Raw genomic sequence first — 16,729 nt, 5'->3', positions numbered from 1 at the left:
GTGAAATGCACGATGGAATAGTTTTATCGCGCCTAACTTCTGATTTTTCGCGCTCAACCGAGGCTATAGCACGTCATCCCGCAATTTTCGAAAAGTCTGCCACATTGTGCACCGCGTCACGCACCCGCGCCAGCAGGGCCAGGCGGGCGGCGCGTTTGGCCGGATCGGCGTCGTTGACCGTCACCGTTTCAAAAAAGGCGTCGATCGGCGCACGCAGGGTCGCCAATGCGGCCATCGCCTCCTCGAACCGCTCGTCCGCCACCGCCTGCGCCGCGCGCGGTTCGGCCGCGTCGAGCGCGACGATCAGCGCGGCTTCGGCGGGTTCCTTCTCATATGTCATGCCAGCGGAGGCTGGCATCGCGAGCGGCGGCGCGTCACCGCCTGCGACCCCAGCCTTCGCTGGGGTGACGGATGTGGCTGTGGCTGGCGCGTCCTTCTTGAGGATATTGGCGGCGCGCTTGTAGCCCGCCAGCAGGTTCGCGCCGTCATCGGTCGCGACGAAGGACTGGAGCGCATGGACGCGGGCGAGCAGGCGGACGAGGTCATCTTCCCCGCCGAGCGCGAACACCGCGTCGATCAGGTCGTGGCGGACACCGGCTTCGCGTTGCTGGACTTTGAGGCGGTCGGCGAAGAAGTCGAGGAGAGAAGCCGCATCGGGTTCATCCCAATCGACCCCGTTATACAGGGCGCTGACGGGAGGGCCAGGGGTTACGTCAATGACCTTATCGCCATAGTATAAGATACGTCCTCGCTTCTCATATTCGACCCGGAAATTGCGATCATCCTCGACTTCCAACCCATATTTTGAATGCCAGTCGATATCACCCATCAAGGCAGTTAGGAAATGCGTGCCTTCGCTTTGGCCCAATGCCTTGTTGAGAGGAAGCCGTAGGTCACTTCTATTCAACAGAGACAATATACTCAAAGCCGCACGTCTCAGAGCGAACGGATCCCGCGAACCAGTCGGAGCCTCGTTGATGAGGAAAAAACCGCATAAAGTATCCAGCTTATCCGCCAAACTCACTGCTACCGTGACCGGCGCGGTCGGCACGTCGTCGCCCTGCCCGACCGGCTTGTAATGGTCGCGAATGGCGTCGGCCACCGCGTCGGGCAGGCCCTCGGCGCGGGCGTAGTAGCCGCCCATGATGCCTTGCAATTCGGGGAATTCACCGACCATTTCGGTGACGAGGTCGGCCTTGCACAGGCGCGCGGCCTGTTCGGCGAGGTCGGTCAATTCCTCTTTCGTCATGCCAGCGACGGCTGGCATCTCAGGCGTTGGCGCGCTGCCGCCTGCGACCCCAGCCTTCGCTGGGGTGACGGGGGTGGCCGGGGTGACGGTAAGGGCTGGGGTGACGGTAAGGGCCGGGGCGACGGTGGGGGAAGGCTTGACGATCCCCTCCTCCACCAGCCAGCGCGCCAGCTTTGCCACCCGCTCCACCTTGTCGGCGACTGTGCCCAGTTTTTCGTGGAAGGTGATGCGTTCCAGCTTGCGGGCGTGATCTTCCAGCCGCGTTTTCTTGTCCTGTTCCCAGAAAAAGCGCGCATCGCTCAGCCGCGCGGCCAGCACCTTGCGGTTGCCCGCGATGATCGCCGCGCCGCCGTCCTTCGCCTCGATATTGGCGGTGCAGATGAAGGCGGGAGCGAGTTTGCCCTCACCGTCCCGCAGCACGAAATATTTCTGGTTGATGCGCAGCGTCAACTGGATGACTTCGGGCGGCACCTCCAGGAAGGCCGGGTCGAAATCGCCCAGCAGCGGCACCGGCCATTCGGTGAGGCCCGCATTTTCCGCGACCAGCCCCTTGTCCTCGATGACGGTGTAGCCATGGGCGGCGGCGGCCTGTGCAGCCCTTTCCGCAATGATCGCCTGCCGCTCCGACGCGCTGACGATGACATGGCAGGCGCGCAGTTTTTCGACATAATCCTGCGCGCTGCCGATGGTGATCTCACCGGGATGGTGGAAGCGATGGCCGAGCGTGGCATAGCCGGACCGCACACCCTCTATCTCGATATCGACCAGTTGTTCGCCCAGAATCGCGACGATGCCCTGGAGCGGGCGGACCCAGCGCAGGCTTTCGGTGGTCTGGCTGGCGGCGCCCCAGCGCATCGACTTGGGCCAGGGGAAAGCGCGAACAACGAGTGGGACAGCTTGCGCCAGTACATCGGCGGTGGCGCGGCCGGGCTTGCTGACGACGCCGAACCAGACGCCGTCGCGGTCCTCCAACTGGTCCTGAGTCAGGCCGGTCTTGCGCAGGAAGCCGTCGAGCGCCTGCGCCGGGGCGCTGGTGCGCGGGCCTTTATGCTCCTCGCTCACCGCCGCGGTTTCCAGCGGCAGGCCGCGCGCGATCAGCGCGAGCCGGCGGGGCGTCACGAAACTGTCGATCGCGGCTGGCTTGAGGCCGGCCTTCGCCAGTTCCTCGGTGAAAAGCCGGGCAAGGTCGTCGGACGCTTTTAGCTGCATCCGCGCGGGAATCTCTTCGCACCGCAGTTCGAGGAGGAAGTCAGTCATTATGCGGTCCACCCCGGAAATTTCTCGCTCCAATCATCGGCGTTGCTGGCGATCCACGCTTCGCAACTGCCCTTCGCCATGTCGCGGACCTGGCCCATATAGCTGGCGCGTTCCTGCACGGAAATGACGCCGCGCGCCTGGAGCAGGTTGAAGGTGTGCGACGCCTTGATCGCCTGTTCGAACGCGGCGAGCGGCACATCATTGGCGATGCACTGGTCGTACTCAGCCTTGCAATCCTTGAACCAGCGGAACAGCTTTTCGGTATCTGCGACTTCGAAATTCCATTTCGACATCTGCCGCTCATTTTCATGGAACACGTCGCCATAGGTGACGCCCGCATCATTGAATTTCAGGTCATAGACGCTGTCGACGCCCTGAATATACATGGCGAGCCGTTCAAGCCCGTAGGTCAGTTCGCCCGCGACCGGCTTGCAGTCATAACCGCCCATCTGCTGGAAATAGGTGAACTGCGTGACTTCCATGCCGTCGCACCAGACCTCCCAGCCAAGCCCCCAGGCGCCCAGGGTCGGGCTTTCCCAGTCATCCTCGACAAAGCGTATGTCGTGGACCAGCGGGTCGATGCCGATTTCCACAAGGCTCCCCAGATAGAGTTCCTGAAGGTTCGCCGGGCTGGGCTTCATGATTACCTGATATTGGTAATAATGCTGGAGCCGGTTGGGGTTTTCGCCATAGCGGCCGTCCGTGGGCCGGCGGCTGGGCTGGACATAGGCGGCGTTCCAGGCGTTCGGCCCCAGCGCGCGCAGGGTGGTCGCGGGGTGGAAGGTGCCAGCGCCCACTTCCATGTCGAGCGGCTGGAGGATGACGCAGCCCTGCTTCCCCCAATAGGCATGGAGGGTCAGGATCAAGTCCTGGAAGGAAAGCATTTTGCCTTCGGCCACGGATAGTCCCTGTCAAATGATGGTGTCCAGATGTCGCGCGCCTTGGCGCATGGCACTGTCATGGTCAAGGGCATGGTCAAGGGAAAGCGGCGGAAAACAGGGTTAAGCGGCTTGCTCTTGGCCTCCACGCTCCCCATGGAAGGGGTATGACGATGCTTCCCGCCCTGTTTCGCGCGCTCGCGCCCGCTTTTGGCGCTGCCCTGCTGCTGCTCGGCGGCGCGGCGCAGGCCCGCCCCGCCCCGGTCGCCACCCCTGCCCTGTGGCACGTGAAGGACGCCGACACGACCATCTATCTGTTCGGCACCGTCCATGTGATGAAGCCGGGCGTCGACTGGTTCAACGGCAAGGTGAAGCGCGCCTTCGACAGGTCGGACGAGCTGGTGCTGGAGATCATCGAGCCGGACGATCCCAAGGCGATGGGCGCTACGCTGGCTCAGATGGCGCTGGCGAAGGACGGCGTTAAGCTGTCCGACCGGCTGACCCCGGAGGTGCGGGCGAAATATCAGGCGGCGATGGCGGCCAATGGCCTGCCCTGGCAGACGTTCGAGCCATTCAACCCGTGGATGGGCGGTATGGCGCTGTCGGTCGCGCCGCTGGAACGGCTGGGGTACAGGAGCGACATCGGCGCGGAAAAAATATTGCGCGCCGCCGCACAATCCGCCGGAAAGCGGGTCGAAGCGCTGGAGACGGTGGAACAGCAACTCGGCTTCTTCGCCAGCCTGCCGATGGCGCAGCAGGTACAGTTCCTGAACGCCACGGTCGACGGCCTGCCGGAGATGGAGAGCGAATTCGCCAAGCTGCTCACCTATTGGCAAGCCGGCCAGCCCGACAAGCTGGCCGCCATGATGAACGAATCGCTGGAGGCGACGCCGGAACTGGCGCAGGTGCTGCTGACCGGGCGCAATGCCAACTGGGCGAAATGGATCAGGGCGCGGCTGGACCGGCCCGGCACCGTCTTTGTCGCCGTGGGCGCGGGCCATCTGGCCGGCAAGGGCAGCGTGCAGGATCAGTTGAAGGCGCTGGGCATCGCCACGCGCCGTGTGAAGGAGTGACGTCGTGATGCGCAAGATAACCCGCTTTCTCGCTCTCCTCACCATCACAATCGCCGCTGCTTGCAGCAAGGCCCCCGAAGCACCGCCCGCGCAAAGCGGCCCGGCGCTGTGGCAGGTTCAGCGTGGCGCGATGAAAGGATGGCTGTTCGGCACGATCCATGTCCTGCCCAAGGGCGTCGCCTGGGACACCCCGGCGCTCAGGCAGGCGATGGCGGGCGCTGACCGGCTGATCCTGGAGGCCGCCGATTTGCAGGACGAGCAAAAGACGCTCGGCCTGTTTGAAAAAATGGGCCGCAGCCCCGGCCTGCCGCCGCTGGAACGGCGCGTGCCGGAAGAAGAGAAGGCCGCGCTCGACAAGGCGATGGCCGATGGCGGCACCAACAGCCAGTTGCTGTCGGGCTATGAAAGCTGGGCCGCGGCGATGCTGTTGTCCGCCGCCAGCCAGCAGAGCCTGGGCGTCAGCCAGGATGACGGCGTGGAGCCGGTGCTGATCGAAACATTCAAGGCCGCGAAAAAGCCGATCGGCGGGCTGGAAACGGTCGAGCGCCAGTTCGGCGCGTTCGACACGCTTCCCGAAGCCGCGCAATCGCGCCTGCTGGTCCAGACCGTGCATGAGGCCAAGGGGATGAAGGCCCTGTACGACCGCATCCTCAAAGCCTGGCTGAAGGGCGACATGGACGCGATCGCCAAGGAGGACGAGGTTGGCGAGCAGCCCGACCCGATGGTGGAGGAAGCCGTTCTGGTCGCGCGCAACCGCGACTGGGTGAAGGCGATCGAGCCGATGAAGGGCAAACCCTTCATCGCGGTGGGCGCGGGGCATCTGACGGGACGCGAAAATCTGATCGACCTGCTGGAGGCCAGGGGGTTTACGGTGACGCGGGTGCAGTGATGCAGCCTTCTTGCATTCCCGCCCTTTTCTGCTAAAGGGCCGCCTTCCCGCGATGGTCATCCCTGGAGGCGTGGCGGGAAAGTATATCAATTTTGCTTTTGGAGACACGCAATGAGCGAGCAGCTTACGCTGTCGGCCGAGGCACGCGATCGGGCAGGCAAGGGAGCCTCCCGCGCCCTCCGCCGTGAGGGCCGCGTACCCGCCGTCATCTATGGAATGAATGAAGAACCCCTGTCGATCCATGTCGAGGAAAAGCTCCTCAACAAGCAGCTTGGCACCGGCCACTTCTTCAATTCGGTCATCATGGTCGAAGTCGGCGGCAAGACCGTCCGCACGCTCGCCAAGGACGTGGCCTTCCACCCCGTCACCGACCGTCCGCTGCACGCCGATTTCCTGCGCGTTTCGGAACATGCCACCGTTCACGTCCATGTGCCTGTGCGCTTCGAAAATGAAGATGCCTCGCCGGGCCTGAAGAAGGGCGGCGTGCTGAACGTCGTGGCGCACGACATCGAACTGGTCGTCGACGCCGCCAACATTCCCGACGAAGTCGTGGTCGACCTGACCGGCCTGGAAGTCGGCGATTCGCTGCACATCAGCGCTGTCACCCTGCCAAAGGGCACGACTGCCCTGCACGCGGACACGGACTTCTCCATCGCGACCGTCGTTGCACCCTCCGCGCTCAAGAGCGCCGAAGGCGAAGCGGAAGCCGGGGCGGCCGAAGGCGAGTAAATCCCGCTTTCGCCTTCCGGGCTGGAAATTTCGATCCCGTCCGCCTACCCGGCGGGCGGGATTTTCTTTGGAGCGTGAACGATGCAAATCTGGGCCGGCCTGGGCAATCCGGGGCTGCAATATGCAATGCACCGGCACAATGTCGGCTTCATGGCGGCCGACCTGATCGCGGACCTGTATCGCTTCTCCCCGCCCAAAAAGCAGTTCCAGGGCTGGGTACAGGAAGGACGGATCGGCCCGGAGAAGATCCTGCTGATCAAGCCTGCCACCTTCATGAACGAAAGCGGCCGGTCGATCGGCGAGGCGATGCGCTTCTACAAGCTGACTCCGCAGGACGTCACGGTCTTTCACGACGAACTCGACCTTGTCCCCATGAAGGTCAAGGTGAAGCGCGGCGGCGGCAATGCGGGGCATAATGGCCTGCGCTCGACCGACGCCCATATCGGCAATGACTTTCGCCGCGTGCGGATCGGCATTGGCCATCCGGGGCACAAGGACAAGGTTCATGGCTATGTTCTGGGCAATTACGCCAAGAGCGAGATGGACCCGCTGGCCGACATGCTGGCCGCGATCGGTGCGGAAGCGGAATGGCTGGCGAAGAATGACGAGGCCCGCTTCATGAACGAGGTCGCTCTGCGGCTGGCGGACTGAACCAGCTCCCGGCTTAAGCGTTGTCCCCATCATGACGGCACGCCATAACAGGTGGGGCCATAACAGGTGGGGGCGTACAGCATGTCAGGGGCCTTTGCGTGATTTCAACTGTAAGCACGACGCCATTTTCGGACCAGCAGCCCGGCACATCGGGCCTGCGCAAGAAGGTTCGGGTCTTTCAGCAGCCCCATTATGCCGAAAATTTCGTCCAGTCGGTGTTCGACAGCCTGGACGGCCATGCGGGGCAGACGCTGGTGGTGGGCGGGGACGGCCGTTACCTGAACCGCGAAGTCATCCAGATCGTCCTTAAAATGGCGGCCGCCAACGGCTTTGGCCGGGCGCTGGTGGGTCAGGGCGGCATCCTGTCCACCCCCGCCGCCTCGCACCTGATCCGCACGTCCGGCGCATTCGGCGGCCTGATCCTGTCGGCCAGCCACAATCCGGGCGGGCCGGACGAGGATTTCGGGATCAAATATAATGTCGGCAATGGCGGCCCCGCGCCGGAGAAGGTGACGGACGCGATCGCCGCGCACGCGCTGGTCATCGACCGCTATAAAATCCTCGATGCGCGGGATGTGGACATAGACGCAATCGGAACGAGCCGGTTGGGCGACATGGCGATCGAAGTGGTCGATCCAGTGGCCGCCTATGCCGACCTGATGGAAAGCCTGTTCGACTTTCCCGCGATCCGCGCGCAGATCGCGGGCGGCTTCACCCTCGCCTTAGACAGCATGAGCGCTGTCACAGGCCCCTATGCGGTGGAGATTTTCGAGCGGCGTCTGGGCGCGCCCGCCGGCACGGTGCTGAACGGCACGCCACTCCCGGACTTCGGCCATCATCATCCCGATCCCAACCTGGTCCATGCCAGGGCGCTCCATGACCGGATGATGGCCCCCGACGCGCCCGATTTCGGCGCAGCGTCGGATGGCGATGGCGACCGCAACCTCATCATCGGGCGGCATTGCTATGTGACGCCTTCCGATTCGCTGGCCGTGCTGGCGGCCAACGCCCATCTCGCGCCGGGCTATGCCGCAGGATTGAAAGGCATCGCCCGGTCCATGCCGACCAGCGGCGCGGCCGACCGGGTCGCGGAAAAGCTGGGCATCCCGCTCTACGAAACGCCCACGGGTTGGAAATTCTTCGGCAATCTGCTCGACGCCGGCATGGCGACGATCTGCGGCGAGGAGAGCGCGGGGACCGGCTCCGACCATGTGCGCGAAAAGGACGGCATCTGGGCGGTGCTCTTGTGGCTCAACATCCTGGCCGTGCGCAAACAGAGCGTCGCGGCGATCATGGCGGACCATTGGGCGACCTATGGCCGCAACTATTATGCCCGTCACGATTATGAGGGGATAGACAAGGATTGCGCCGACGCGCTGATGGTGGCGCTGCGCGGAAAACTGGGCGCATTGCCGGGCACGCCCAACAGCGGCGGCACAGTGAAAAGCGCAGACGATTTCGCCTATGTCGATCCCACCGATCAGTCGGTCAGCCGCCAGCAGGGCATCCGCATCCTTTTCGACGACGGTTCGCGCATCATATTCCGCCTGTCGGGCACCGGCACGCAGGGGGCCACGTTGCGGGTCTATATCGAACGCTATGTCGGGCCGAAGGGCGAACTGGCACTGGCGACAGGCGACGCGCTCGCTCCCCTGATCGCGGCGGCGCAGGAGGTAGCGGACATTGCGGGACATACGGGCATGGACCGGCCGAGCGTCATCACCTGACATGTTGCCAAGGGGCAGGCGGGATATAAACTCACAACCGGGCAACAAGGCGGACATGCACCGGCGATAGGAAGGCCGCCTGTCCTTCCATCGCCGGGAACCCCATGCGCCGCCTTGCCCTCTGCCTGTCCGCCTGCCTCGCTATGCTTGCCCTGCCCGCGCGCGCCGCTACCCGTGAGGATGAGCAGCTCTGGATCAACCTGACCGCGATGGGATCGGTCAAAGGCAAGATCGTCTATTTCGCGGAAATCCAGCCGCGCATCGGCGATGGCGTGTCGCGGGTGGATCAGGCGCTGTTCCGTGGCGCGGTCGGCTGGAAATTCTCGCCCGCCATCACCCTCTATCAGGGTTTCGCCCATGTCGTCGTGCCGACCCAGGGCGGCAGGGATGTCAATGAAGAGCGCAGTTTCCAGCAACTCAACTGGACGCTGGGCAAGCCCTGGGGCGGCGAACTGTCATCGCGCACCCGGCTGGAGCAGCGCTGGCGATCGGACGGCGATGACATGGGCTGGCGGCTGCGGGAAATGCTGCGCTACGAAAAGCCGCTGACGGCTGGCAGCGATGCCGTCAATGCGCTGGTCTATGCCGAAGGGTTCGCGGCCCTGAACGATACCGATTGGGGGGCACGGGCCGGCTTCGACCAGCTACGCAGCTTCGTCGGCGCAGAGCTCGCCCTGCCCGGCGCATCGACCATCGAGGTCGGCTATCTCAACCAGGTCATCAACCAGCGCGCGGGCAACAGCCGCGTCAACCATGTCGCGTCGGTGACGCTTTTCTTCCGCCATTGATGGGCGGTCCAGGTCCGCCCTATTCCCGCCGGTCGTCCCCATGCAGCTTGGCCCAGAGCGCACTGGTCCCCGCCTCCTGCGCGCGGGTGGTGAACTGGGTGGCGATCAGCCAGCCCTTGATCGGGCGCATCGGCAGCAAGGTGGTCAGGATCAGCACCGGCACGCCGACCGCCAGATGGACCCAGAGCGGCGGCCGCGCCATGATTTCCAGCATCAGGATGAAGATGACGCCCGGCACGCAGGCGAACAGTTGGACGAACACGGCCGGGCCGTCGGCCGGATCGGCAAAGCTGTAATCCAGCCCGCAGACCTCGCAATGGTCGCGCATCGTCAGGAATCCGGTGAAGATATGCCCCTGGCCACAGCGCGGGCAGCGGCCGCGAACGCCCGTCTCATAGGCAGGACGCCTGGGCCAGCGGCGACCGGCCTGGTCAGTCCAGCATGCATCTTTCGGTTCGTCCATATCGCCTCCTGTTTCCCCGCCCCTGCGCCGTTCCGGCGTCCATGTCGATGGCGCCTTTTGTCCAAGGCTGGCCTTTGCGCGCACAAAGCGCTATCGGGCGCGCCAATCCTTCCGATCTTCATAAGGCAGTCAAATGGGTTTTCGTTGCGGTATCGTCGGCCTTCCCAATGTGGGCAAGTCCACCCTGTTCAATGCGCTCACCGAAACGCAGGCGGCGCAGGCGGCCAATTATCCCTTCTGCACGATCGAGCCGAATGAAGGCCGCGTCGCCGTACCCGACGAACGGCTCCAGACCATCGCGAAGATCGGCGGCAGCGCGAAGATCATCGAAACGCAGCTCAGCTTCGTCGACATTGCCGGCCTGGTGCGCGGCGCATCGAAGGGCGAAGGGCTGGGCAACCAGTTCCTCGCCAATATCCGCGAAACCGATGCCATCGTCCATGTGCTGCGCTGTTTCGAGGATGGCGACATCACCCATGTCGAGGGCAAGGTCGATCCGATTGCCGACGCCGAGACGGTCGAGACCGAATTGATGCTGGCGGATCTGGAAAGCCTTGAAAAGCGCGTGCCCAATCTCGCCAAGAAGGCGGCGCAGGGCGACAAGGAGGCCAAGGCGGCCGCCGCCGTGCTCGGCCAGGCGCTCGACCTGCTGCGCGATGGCAAGCCCGCCCGCCTGACCGTTCCGCGCGACGTGGAGGAAGAACGCCTGTTCGCGCAGGCGCAGTTGCTCACCGCCAAGCCGGTCCTTTACGTCTGCAATGTCGAGGAGGACAGCGCCTCCACCGGCAACGCCCATTCGGCCCGCGTGTTCGAAAAGGCGGCCGCCGAAAATGCCAAGGCGGTGATCGTGTCCGCCGCGATCGAGGCGGAACTTGTTACCATGCCGGTCGAGGAACGCGCCGAATATCTTGACGCGCTGGGCCTGACCGAAGCCGGTCTCGCCCGCATCATCCGCGCCGGCTACGAACTGCTGGGCCTCATCACCTTCTTCACCGTCGGGCCGAAGGAAGCCCGCGCCTGGACCGTGCACAAGGGGTCCAAGGCGCCCCAGGCCGCCGGCGCGATCCACACCGATTTCGAAAAGGGCTTCATCCGCGCCGAAACCATGGCCTATGCCGACTATGTCCAGTTCAATGGCGAGGCCGGGGCCAAGGAAGCGGGCAAGTGGCGTTCGGAAGGCAAGGATTATGTGACGCAGGACGGCGATATCATGCTGTTCCGGTTCAACGTCTGACTATCGCCGCCTGAGATGCCAGCCTGCGCTGGCATGACCTGCAAGGAGGCCATTTGCCGCTCAAATCCGCCTTCCCGCCCAGCGTCGACGCGAACACGCGATTGCTGATCCTGGGCAGCCTGCCGGGCGATGCGTCGATCCGGCAGGGCGAATATTATGCCCATCGCGGCAATGCGTTCTGGGACTTGCTGGGCGATGTGCTGGACGAGAATCTGCGCGGCCAGCCCTATGCCATGCGGCTGAAACGGCTGCGCGTGCTGGGCATCGGGCTGTGGGACGTGATCGAAAGCGCGGAACGGCCCGGCAGTCTGGACAGCAGCATCCGGGGCGCTGAACTGCGTGATCTGGGCCTCTTCGTCGGGCGGCTCCCCATGCTCCGGGCGGTCGCCTTCAACGGCAAGACCGCCGCACGGCACGGCCGGCGGCAACTGGGCGATCGGCCGGGGCTGACCCTCATCGACCTGCCCTCCTCCAGCGGCGCCTATGCCAGCCTGTCGCGGGAGAAGAAGGTGGAAGCGTGGCGCGCCCTGCGCGCCTGTATCACCTGACCGCGTGCGTCGTCCTGTCATATTGCACCGCTAGAGCAGGTGACTAAGAGACTATTGTACAACCGCCCGATTACAAGGTCGCCGCCGTCATGCTCACCCGTCGCCAGATCCTGACCACTGCTCTTGCCACCCCTATGATCGGTGCGCCCGCCATCGTGTCGGCGCAACGCTGGTTCGCGGCTTATCCCTTCGCGCTGGGCGTCACGTCCGGCGACCCTGCGGCCGATGGCTTCGTCATCTGGACCAAGCTCGCCCCTCAACCGTTCGAGCCGCACGGCGGGATGCCGATGACGCCGTTGCCGGTGAAATGGGATGTCGCCAGCGACGATCGTTTCAAGACCATCGTTGCCAGCGGAGACGCGATCGCGCGCCCGGAAGTGGGCCATAGTGTCCATGTCGAGGTGACGGGGCTTCAGCCTGATCGCCCCTATTGGTATCGCTTCACGCTGGGCAGCGACCAGTCGCCGCGCGGCCGCGCCCGCACCCTGCCACTGGCGTCCGCCAGCCCGGTTGCGCTGAAATTCGGCGTTGCGGGCTGCCAGAATTATGAGGACGGCCTGTTCACCGCTTTCCGCCACCTTGCGCGGGAGGAGGACCTGGCCTTTGTCTATCATTATGGCGACTTCATCTACGAATATAAGCAGCGCGGCCCGGATCATGACAAGGACGGCCTGCCCGTGCCGCAGGTGCGCCAGCATATCGGCCAGGATTGTTTCGACCTGGCCGACTATCGCCTGCGCTACGCCCAGTATCTGAGCGACCATGACCTTCAGGCCGCGCGCGCGCAGCACACATGGTTCCCGACCTTTGACGATCATGAGGTAGAAAATAACTGGGTCGGCGATGCCAACTGGAAAAATGTGCCGGCGGAGATTTTCCGCCTGCGTCGCCAGGCGGGGTTGCAGGCCTGGTATGAATATATGCCGGTCCGCGCCGCCATGCTGCCCCGCAACGGCATCATCACCGACATGTATCGCGAAGCGCGCTTCGGCGATCTTCTGTCGATCGATTTCCTCGACACCCGCTCTTTCCGATCCGACCAGCCGTGCGACGACGGGTTCAAACCCTATTGCACCGGCATTGACGATCCCAAGGCGCAGGTCATATCGCCGCAGGAGGAAAGCTGGCTGGCGCGCAACCTGGCGCGCGGGCAGACGAAATGGAATTGCGTGGCGCAGCAGGTGATGATGATGTCGCTCGACCGTCGCCGCTATGCCGACGAAAAGCAGAAAATCTATAATCTCGACAGTTGGGCCGGCTATGCGGCGCAGCGGAACCGCCTGCTCGCAAAGATGCGCGGGCTGGACAATGTCGTCGTGCTGACCGGCGACGAGCATCAGAATTTCGCCGGGCTGCTGGAAAGCGAGGGCAAGCCGGTGGCTGTCGAGTTCGTGTCGACCTCCATCGCATCGGGCGGCGATGGGTCGGACCTGCGCACCGGCAGCGACGTGATGATGCAGAACAGCCCGGAACTGAAGTTCATCAACGACCAGCGCGGCTATCTGGTCTGTGACGTGACGCCCGATGCCTGGACCACGCGCTTCCGCGTGATGGATCAGGTATCGACGCCGGGCGGCACGATCAGCACCCGCGCCAGCATCACCGTGCCGCGCGGCCAGCCGTCGCTCAGCATCGCCTGACATTGACGTAAACGGAAACCATGCCTACAGCTATACCGTTGCAATAGGAGACGGATAGCGATGGAAGAAATTGTCTATTTCGAGGACATCGCGATCGGCGACAGCTTCGACTTCGGACCGCTGACCGTTTCGCGCGAAGAGACGGTCGCCTTTGCGGCGGAATTCGACCCCCAGCCCTTCCACCTGTCCGACGAAGCGGCCGCGACCACGCATTTCGGCACCATCTCTGGCAGCGGCTGGCACACGACCGCCCTGTTCATGAAGATGTTCGTCGCCAAAATGCAGCAGCATCCCGGCCGCCAGGCGGCCAGCCTGGGCGCGATGGGCGTTGACGAACTGCGCTGGCTGCGCCCGCTTCGCCCCGGCGACACGCTGCGGGGCAAGAGCGAAGTGATCGACAAGAAGGCGTCGCAGAGCCGCCCGGAAATGGGCATCGTGCGTAGCAAGGTGACGATCCTGAACCAGGACGACCAGCCGGTGCTGACGATGATCCCGATCGCCATGTGGCGGACACGGCCGCAGTAGTTGCGGGCTTCGTTACAGCGGCTGGTTCGCCGTTGCGTCCGCCGCCATGATATGGATGCTCCGGTCTTTCGCGCCAGCCACCTGAACGATGTGCCGCCCAGCAGGCAGGTCGAACCAGACGATCTTGCGGATGCCCGAACAGTCCGGCCCATGGCCATGCGCGACCGAGGCGACGACAGCATTGCCCGTTACGACATCCACCCAGGCCGGCCCCGACAGCGCGATGCCCACGCGCGCCGCCTGTTTGAGCGACAGGCTGAACAGCCCGCCATGGCCTTCCTTGGCGCCCTTGCCTAGCACAACCGGAAACTGGACATGGGCGGCGGGGGTCAGATCGGCGGTCAGGGGCTTGCCCAGGATCAGCGCCGGCGCGCCCTGCGCCAATATGCCGGCCTTCGCCTGCCCGCTCTGGCGCCAACTGGTCCAGGGTTCGGCCAGGGGCGCGGGGGCGGCGCAGACGGGATTGGCGGCCGCCAGCAACAGCGCGGCAAGGGTTATCATCGGCTCATTTCCTTCCGAACAGTTTCTCTATGTCGCCATGGCCAAGTTTCACCAAGGTTGAGTCACAAAACAACCGCAGAAAGCGGACGTTTCGAACCTCCACGTCAATGTCTGGCATGGATAGCTAGCTGCCGTTCGGCTCTGCCACCCGGAATGGATGGTGCGGGTTGCGCCGGATAAAGTCCTCGACCTCCCTCAGACGCTCTGGAAATGCCTCAGCGTCTCGCCAGCGTGTGTGGTTCACGAATCGAAAGCCAGCAAACCAAAGGGCACGGACTTTGGCCCACTGCTCGCTATCTGACTTCTTGGGCACTTTGAACGCGCGCCCCATCGAATGAAGAGGGCCGCTACATTCCGGGCATTTACCTGTGGCTTCGTCGGGCAGCTTCCATGATTTTCGGCAATCAAAACAGGCGTGCGGCCAAAGGCAGGCTGGCCCGCGATGATAAGCCACCGATGTCATCACAGGTAACGATCTGGTCCCCGTTGCGCGACGAAGTTCCATTCGGTCTGACTTGGACGGAGGCTGAGACATCTTCACGTTATGCGACCGCGCAGCGAGTGTTCGCAAGTGGTCGTTCGATGATATTGCCGTTTGTGCACCAACCTACTGGATTGCTCAGAAAAGTTCACCGCCGCCAATATATTTTATCTATACATTTTAATTATTTACGTCCAAAAAGTTTCTCGATTTCTGGATGCGATAGTTTCACCCAGGTCGGTCGCCCATGATTGCACTGGCCCGATCGCGGCGTGACTTCCATCTCGCGCAGCAGGGCGTTCATCTCGGCGACGCTCAGCACCCGGCCCGCGCGGACCGATCCGTGGCAGGCCATCGTCGCGGCGACGAGATCGAGCCGTTCCTTGAGCGACAATGCACTGTCATAGGCGGCGAGATCGTCGGCCAGGTCCGTCACCAGTCCCTGCGCGTCCGCCTGCCCCAGCATCGCCGGGACCGACCGGACCAGCATCGCCGACGGACCGAACCGCTCCAGTTCCAGCCCGAAGTCGCGCAGTTCGGCGATCCGCGCCTCCAGCCGGTCGCAGGCCGGTTCGTCCAGTTCCACCACTTCGGGCAACAGCAGCGCCTGACTTGCGACACGATTGCCGTTGTCCTGGCCCTCCATCGCACGGCGCATCCGCTCCAGCGTCAGCCGTTCATGCGCCGCGTGCTGGTCCACGATCACCAGCCCATCCTCCGCTTCCGCCACGATATAGGTGCGCGCCACCTGCCCCCGCGCGACGCCCAGCGGAAAGCTGTTGCCCTCCGGCGCCGGGGCGGCGGCCGGTTCGGCGCGGGCCTGCGGCGGGGGCGTGAGGAAAGAGGCGCGGCGATCGGCGAGCGCGGACGGCGCGAACTGACTGTAGCTTGCGGGCGTGGCCGCCACCGCGTCGAAGATCGGCATCGCCCCGATCGGGGTGGGCGACACCGGCTCCGGCCGCCATGCCGCCAATCCGGCGGCATCGGCATGCTGCACCGCACGAAAGCCTTCGGCATCCAGCGCGCGGCGCAGGCCGGACACGATCATGCCGCGGATCAGCGCCGGATCGCGGAAGCGCACCTCGGTCTTGGCGGGGTGGACATTCACGTCCACCTCCTGCGCGGGCACGTCCAGGAACAGCGCCACGACCGGATGCCGGTCGCGCGCGAGCATGTCGGCATAGGCGCCGCGCAGTGCGCCGATCAGCAGCCGGTCCTTCACCGGGCGGCCATTGACGAACAGATATTGATGATCGCCAACGCCCCGGTTGTAGGTCGGCAGCGATGCGACGCCCGACAGGCGGATGCCTTCGCGTTCCAGCGACACGATGACATGATTGTCGGCCAATTGCCGGTCGGTCAGCGCGGCGACCCGGTCCTCGCGCGCTTCGTCCCCCTGCACGCCCAGCACCCGCCGCCCGTCATGCTCGACCGAGAAAGCCACGGCAGGATGTGCCATTGCGAGACGCCGGACGATGTCGAGGCAGGCGGCATATTCAGCCTTGGCCGAGCGCAGGAATTTGCGGCGCGCGGGCACTTTGGCGAACAGTTGCTCCACGGTGACGCGGGTGCCGGGGGGCAGCGCCGCCGGCCCCTCCGCCACCAGCCGGCCATTGTCGACCGTGCGGTTCCAGCCATCGGCCCCGCGCACGCGACTGTCGATCGACAGGCGCGCGACGCTGGCGATCGATGGCAGCGCTTCCCCCCGAAACCCCAATGTCGCCACATTTTCAATCGCATCGTCGGGCAGCTTGGACGTGGCATGGCGTTCCAGCGCCAGCGCCATGTCGGCCGAATCCATGCCACAGCCATCGTCACTCACCTCGATCCGGTCCAGCCCGCCATTCGACAGGCGGATCGCGATGCGAGTCGCGCCCGCATCCAAAGCGTTTTCGACAATCTCCTTGAGCGCGCTGGCGGGTCTTTCGACCACTTCACCGGCAGCGATACGATTGACCAGATGTTCGGGCAGGCGGCGTATTGACATTGATTAGGGACTAGCCCAAGCGAGCGCTTTCCGCGAGCCGCGAACCCGATATTTTTTGCGCTGCAAGGGGCAAGGAAGAAGGAAGCAACGGACGGGCAAAACCGCTTTC

15 protein-coding genes are annotated in these 16,729 nt (G+C 64.2%); 10 read left to right on the top strand and 5 right to left on the bottom strand.

Translation table 11 applies throughout. The features are described from left to right. Positions 1–73: 73 nt before the first annotated feature. Both glyS and Q4610_RS08910 read right to left on the bottom strand, forming a co-directional pair. Positions 74–2,506: a glycine--tRNA ligase subunit beta gene (gene glyS / locus Q4610_RS08915; protein ID WP_304535651.1), complete on the bottom strand. Its 2,433-nt coding sequence runs from the start codon at positions 2,504–2,506 to the stop codon at positions 74–76. Further along, a complete protein-coding gene (locus Q4610_RS08910; RefSeq protein WP_304535650.1) occupies positions 2,506–3,405 on the bottom strand; it encodes a glycine--tRNA ligase subunit alpha in 900 nt (299 codons plus the stop codon). The genes glyS and Q4610_RS08910 overlap by 1 nt, the downstream gene beginning before the upstream one ends. Positions 3,406–3,557: 152 nt before the next feature. On the opposite strand from Q4610_RS08910, the gene Q4610_RS08905 reads away from it, so the two are divergent. The 6 genes from Q4610_RS08905 (at position 3,558) to Q4610_RS08880 (ending at position 9,241) form a co-directional block, all read left to right on the top strand. Continuing rightward, the gene (locus tag Q4610_RS08905) at positions 3,558–4,457 is read left to right on the top strand and encodes a TraB/GumN family protein (RefSeq protein WP_425262549.1); all 900 of its coding nucleotides are present in this window, start codon (positions 3,558–3,560) and stop codon (positions 4,455–4,457) included. Between the two features lie 7 nt (positions 4,458–4,464). Next, the gene (locus tag Q4610_RS08900) at positions 4,465–5,346 is read left to right on the top strand and encodes a TraB/GumN family protein (RefSeq protein WP_304535857.1); all 882 of its coding nucleotides are present in this window, start codon (positions 4,465–4,467) and stop codon (positions 5,344–5,346) included. A 111-nt stretch (positions 5,347–5,457) separates the two neighbouring features. After that, positions 5,458–6,075, top strand: coding sequence for a 50S ribosomal protein L25/general stress protein Ctc (locus tag Q4610_RS08895; RefSeq protein ID WP_304535648.1), 618 nt, complete (start codon positions 5,458–5,460; stop codon positions 6,073–6,075). 81 nt (positions 6,076–6,156) lie between these two features. Continuing rightward, positions 6,157–6,726 carry an aminoacyl-tRNA hydrolase gene (gene pth, locus Q4610_RS08890; protein ID WP_304535647.1) on the top strand — a complete coding sequence of 190 codons (570 nt, stop codon included), beginning with the start codon at positions 6,157–6,159 and terminating at the stop codon, positions 6,724–6,726. 98 nt (positions 6,727–6,824) lie between these two features. Beyond that, the gene (locus Q4610_RS08885; RefSeq protein ID WP_304535646.1) at positions 6,825–8,453 is read left to right on the top strand and encodes an alpha-D-glucose phosphate-specific phosphoglucomutase; all 1,629 of its coding nucleotides are present in this window, start codon (positions 6,825–6,827) and stop codon (positions 8,451–8,453) included. 104 nt (positions 8,454–8,557) lie between these two features. Further along, positions 8,558–9,241, top strand: coding sequence for a DUF2490 domain-containing protein (locus Q4610_RS08880; protein WP_304535645.1), 684 nt, complete (start codon positions 8,558–8,560; stop codon positions 9,239–9,241). A gap of 19 nt (positions 9,242–9,260) precedes the next feature. Here Q4610_RS08880 and Q4610_RS08875 read toward each other — a convergent pair whose 3' ends face one another. Beyond that, a complete protein-coding gene (locus Q4610_RS08875; RefSeq protein ID WP_304535644.1) occupies positions 9,261–9,704 on the bottom strand; it encodes a DUF983 domain-containing protein in 444 nt (147 codons plus the stop codon). A 133-nt stretch (positions 9,705–9,837) separates the two neighbouring features. Between Q4610_RS08875 and ychF the strand changes: the two genes are divergently transcribed. From ychF to Q4610_RS08855, 4 genes are all read left to right on the top strand, one after another. Continuing rightward, the gene (gene ychF / locus Q4610_RS08870) at positions 9,838–10,938 is read left to right on the top strand and encodes a redox-regulated ATPase YchF (RefSeq protein WP_304535643.1); all 1,101 of its coding nucleotides are present in this window, start codon (positions 9,838–9,840) and stop codon (positions 10,936–10,938) included. 53 nt (positions 10,939–10,991) lie between these two features. After that, entirely contained in the window at positions 10,992–11,486 is a 495-nt protein-coding gene (locus tag Q4610_RS08865) for a DNA-deoxyinosine glycosylase (protein ID WP_304535642.1), read from the top strand. A gap of 89 nt (positions 11,487–11,575) precedes the next feature. After that, positions 11,576–13,126: an alkaline phosphatase D family protein gene (locus Q4610_RS08860; protein WP_304535641.1), complete on the top strand. Its 1,551-nt coding sequence runs from the start codon at positions 11,576–11,578 to the stop codon at positions 13,124–13,126. A gap of 60 nt (positions 13,127–13,186) precedes the next feature. Then, complete coding sequence (locus Q4610_RS08855) at positions 13,187–13,651, top strand: MaoC family dehydratase (RefSeq protein WP_304535640.1); 465 nt, start codon at positions 13,187–13,189, stop codon at positions 13,649–13,651. Positions 13,652–13,663: 12 nt separating this feature from the next. Here the strand turns inward: Q4610_RS08855 and Q4610_RS08850 are convergent, their stop codons facing one another. Further along, positions 13,664–14,152 (bottom strand): hypothetical protein, encoded by a 489-nt coding sequence (locus Q4610_RS08850; protein ID WP_304535639.1) that lies wholly within the window; start codon positions 14,150–14,152, stop codon positions 13,664–13,666. A gap of 665 nt (positions 14,153–14,817) precedes the next feature. Further along, positions 14,818–16,620: a DNA mismatch repair endonuclease MutL gene (gene mutL, locus Q4610_RS08845; protein WP_304535638.1), complete on the bottom strand. Its 1,803-nt coding sequence runs from the start codon at positions 16,618–16,620 to the stop codon at positions 14,818–14,820. Positions 16,621–16,729: the final 109 nt, after the last annotated feature.

This window comes from Sphingobium cyanobacteriorum (assembly GCF_030580935.1).
In the GTDB taxonomy this organism is placed as follows: Bacteria; Pseudomonadota; Alphaproteobacteria; order Sphingomonadales; family Sphingomonadaceae; genus Sphingobium; species Sphingobium cyanobacteriorum.
The sequence above is the reverse complement of the archived record's forward strand: the minus strand, read 5'-3'. Positions and strand labels throughout refer to the sequence as shown.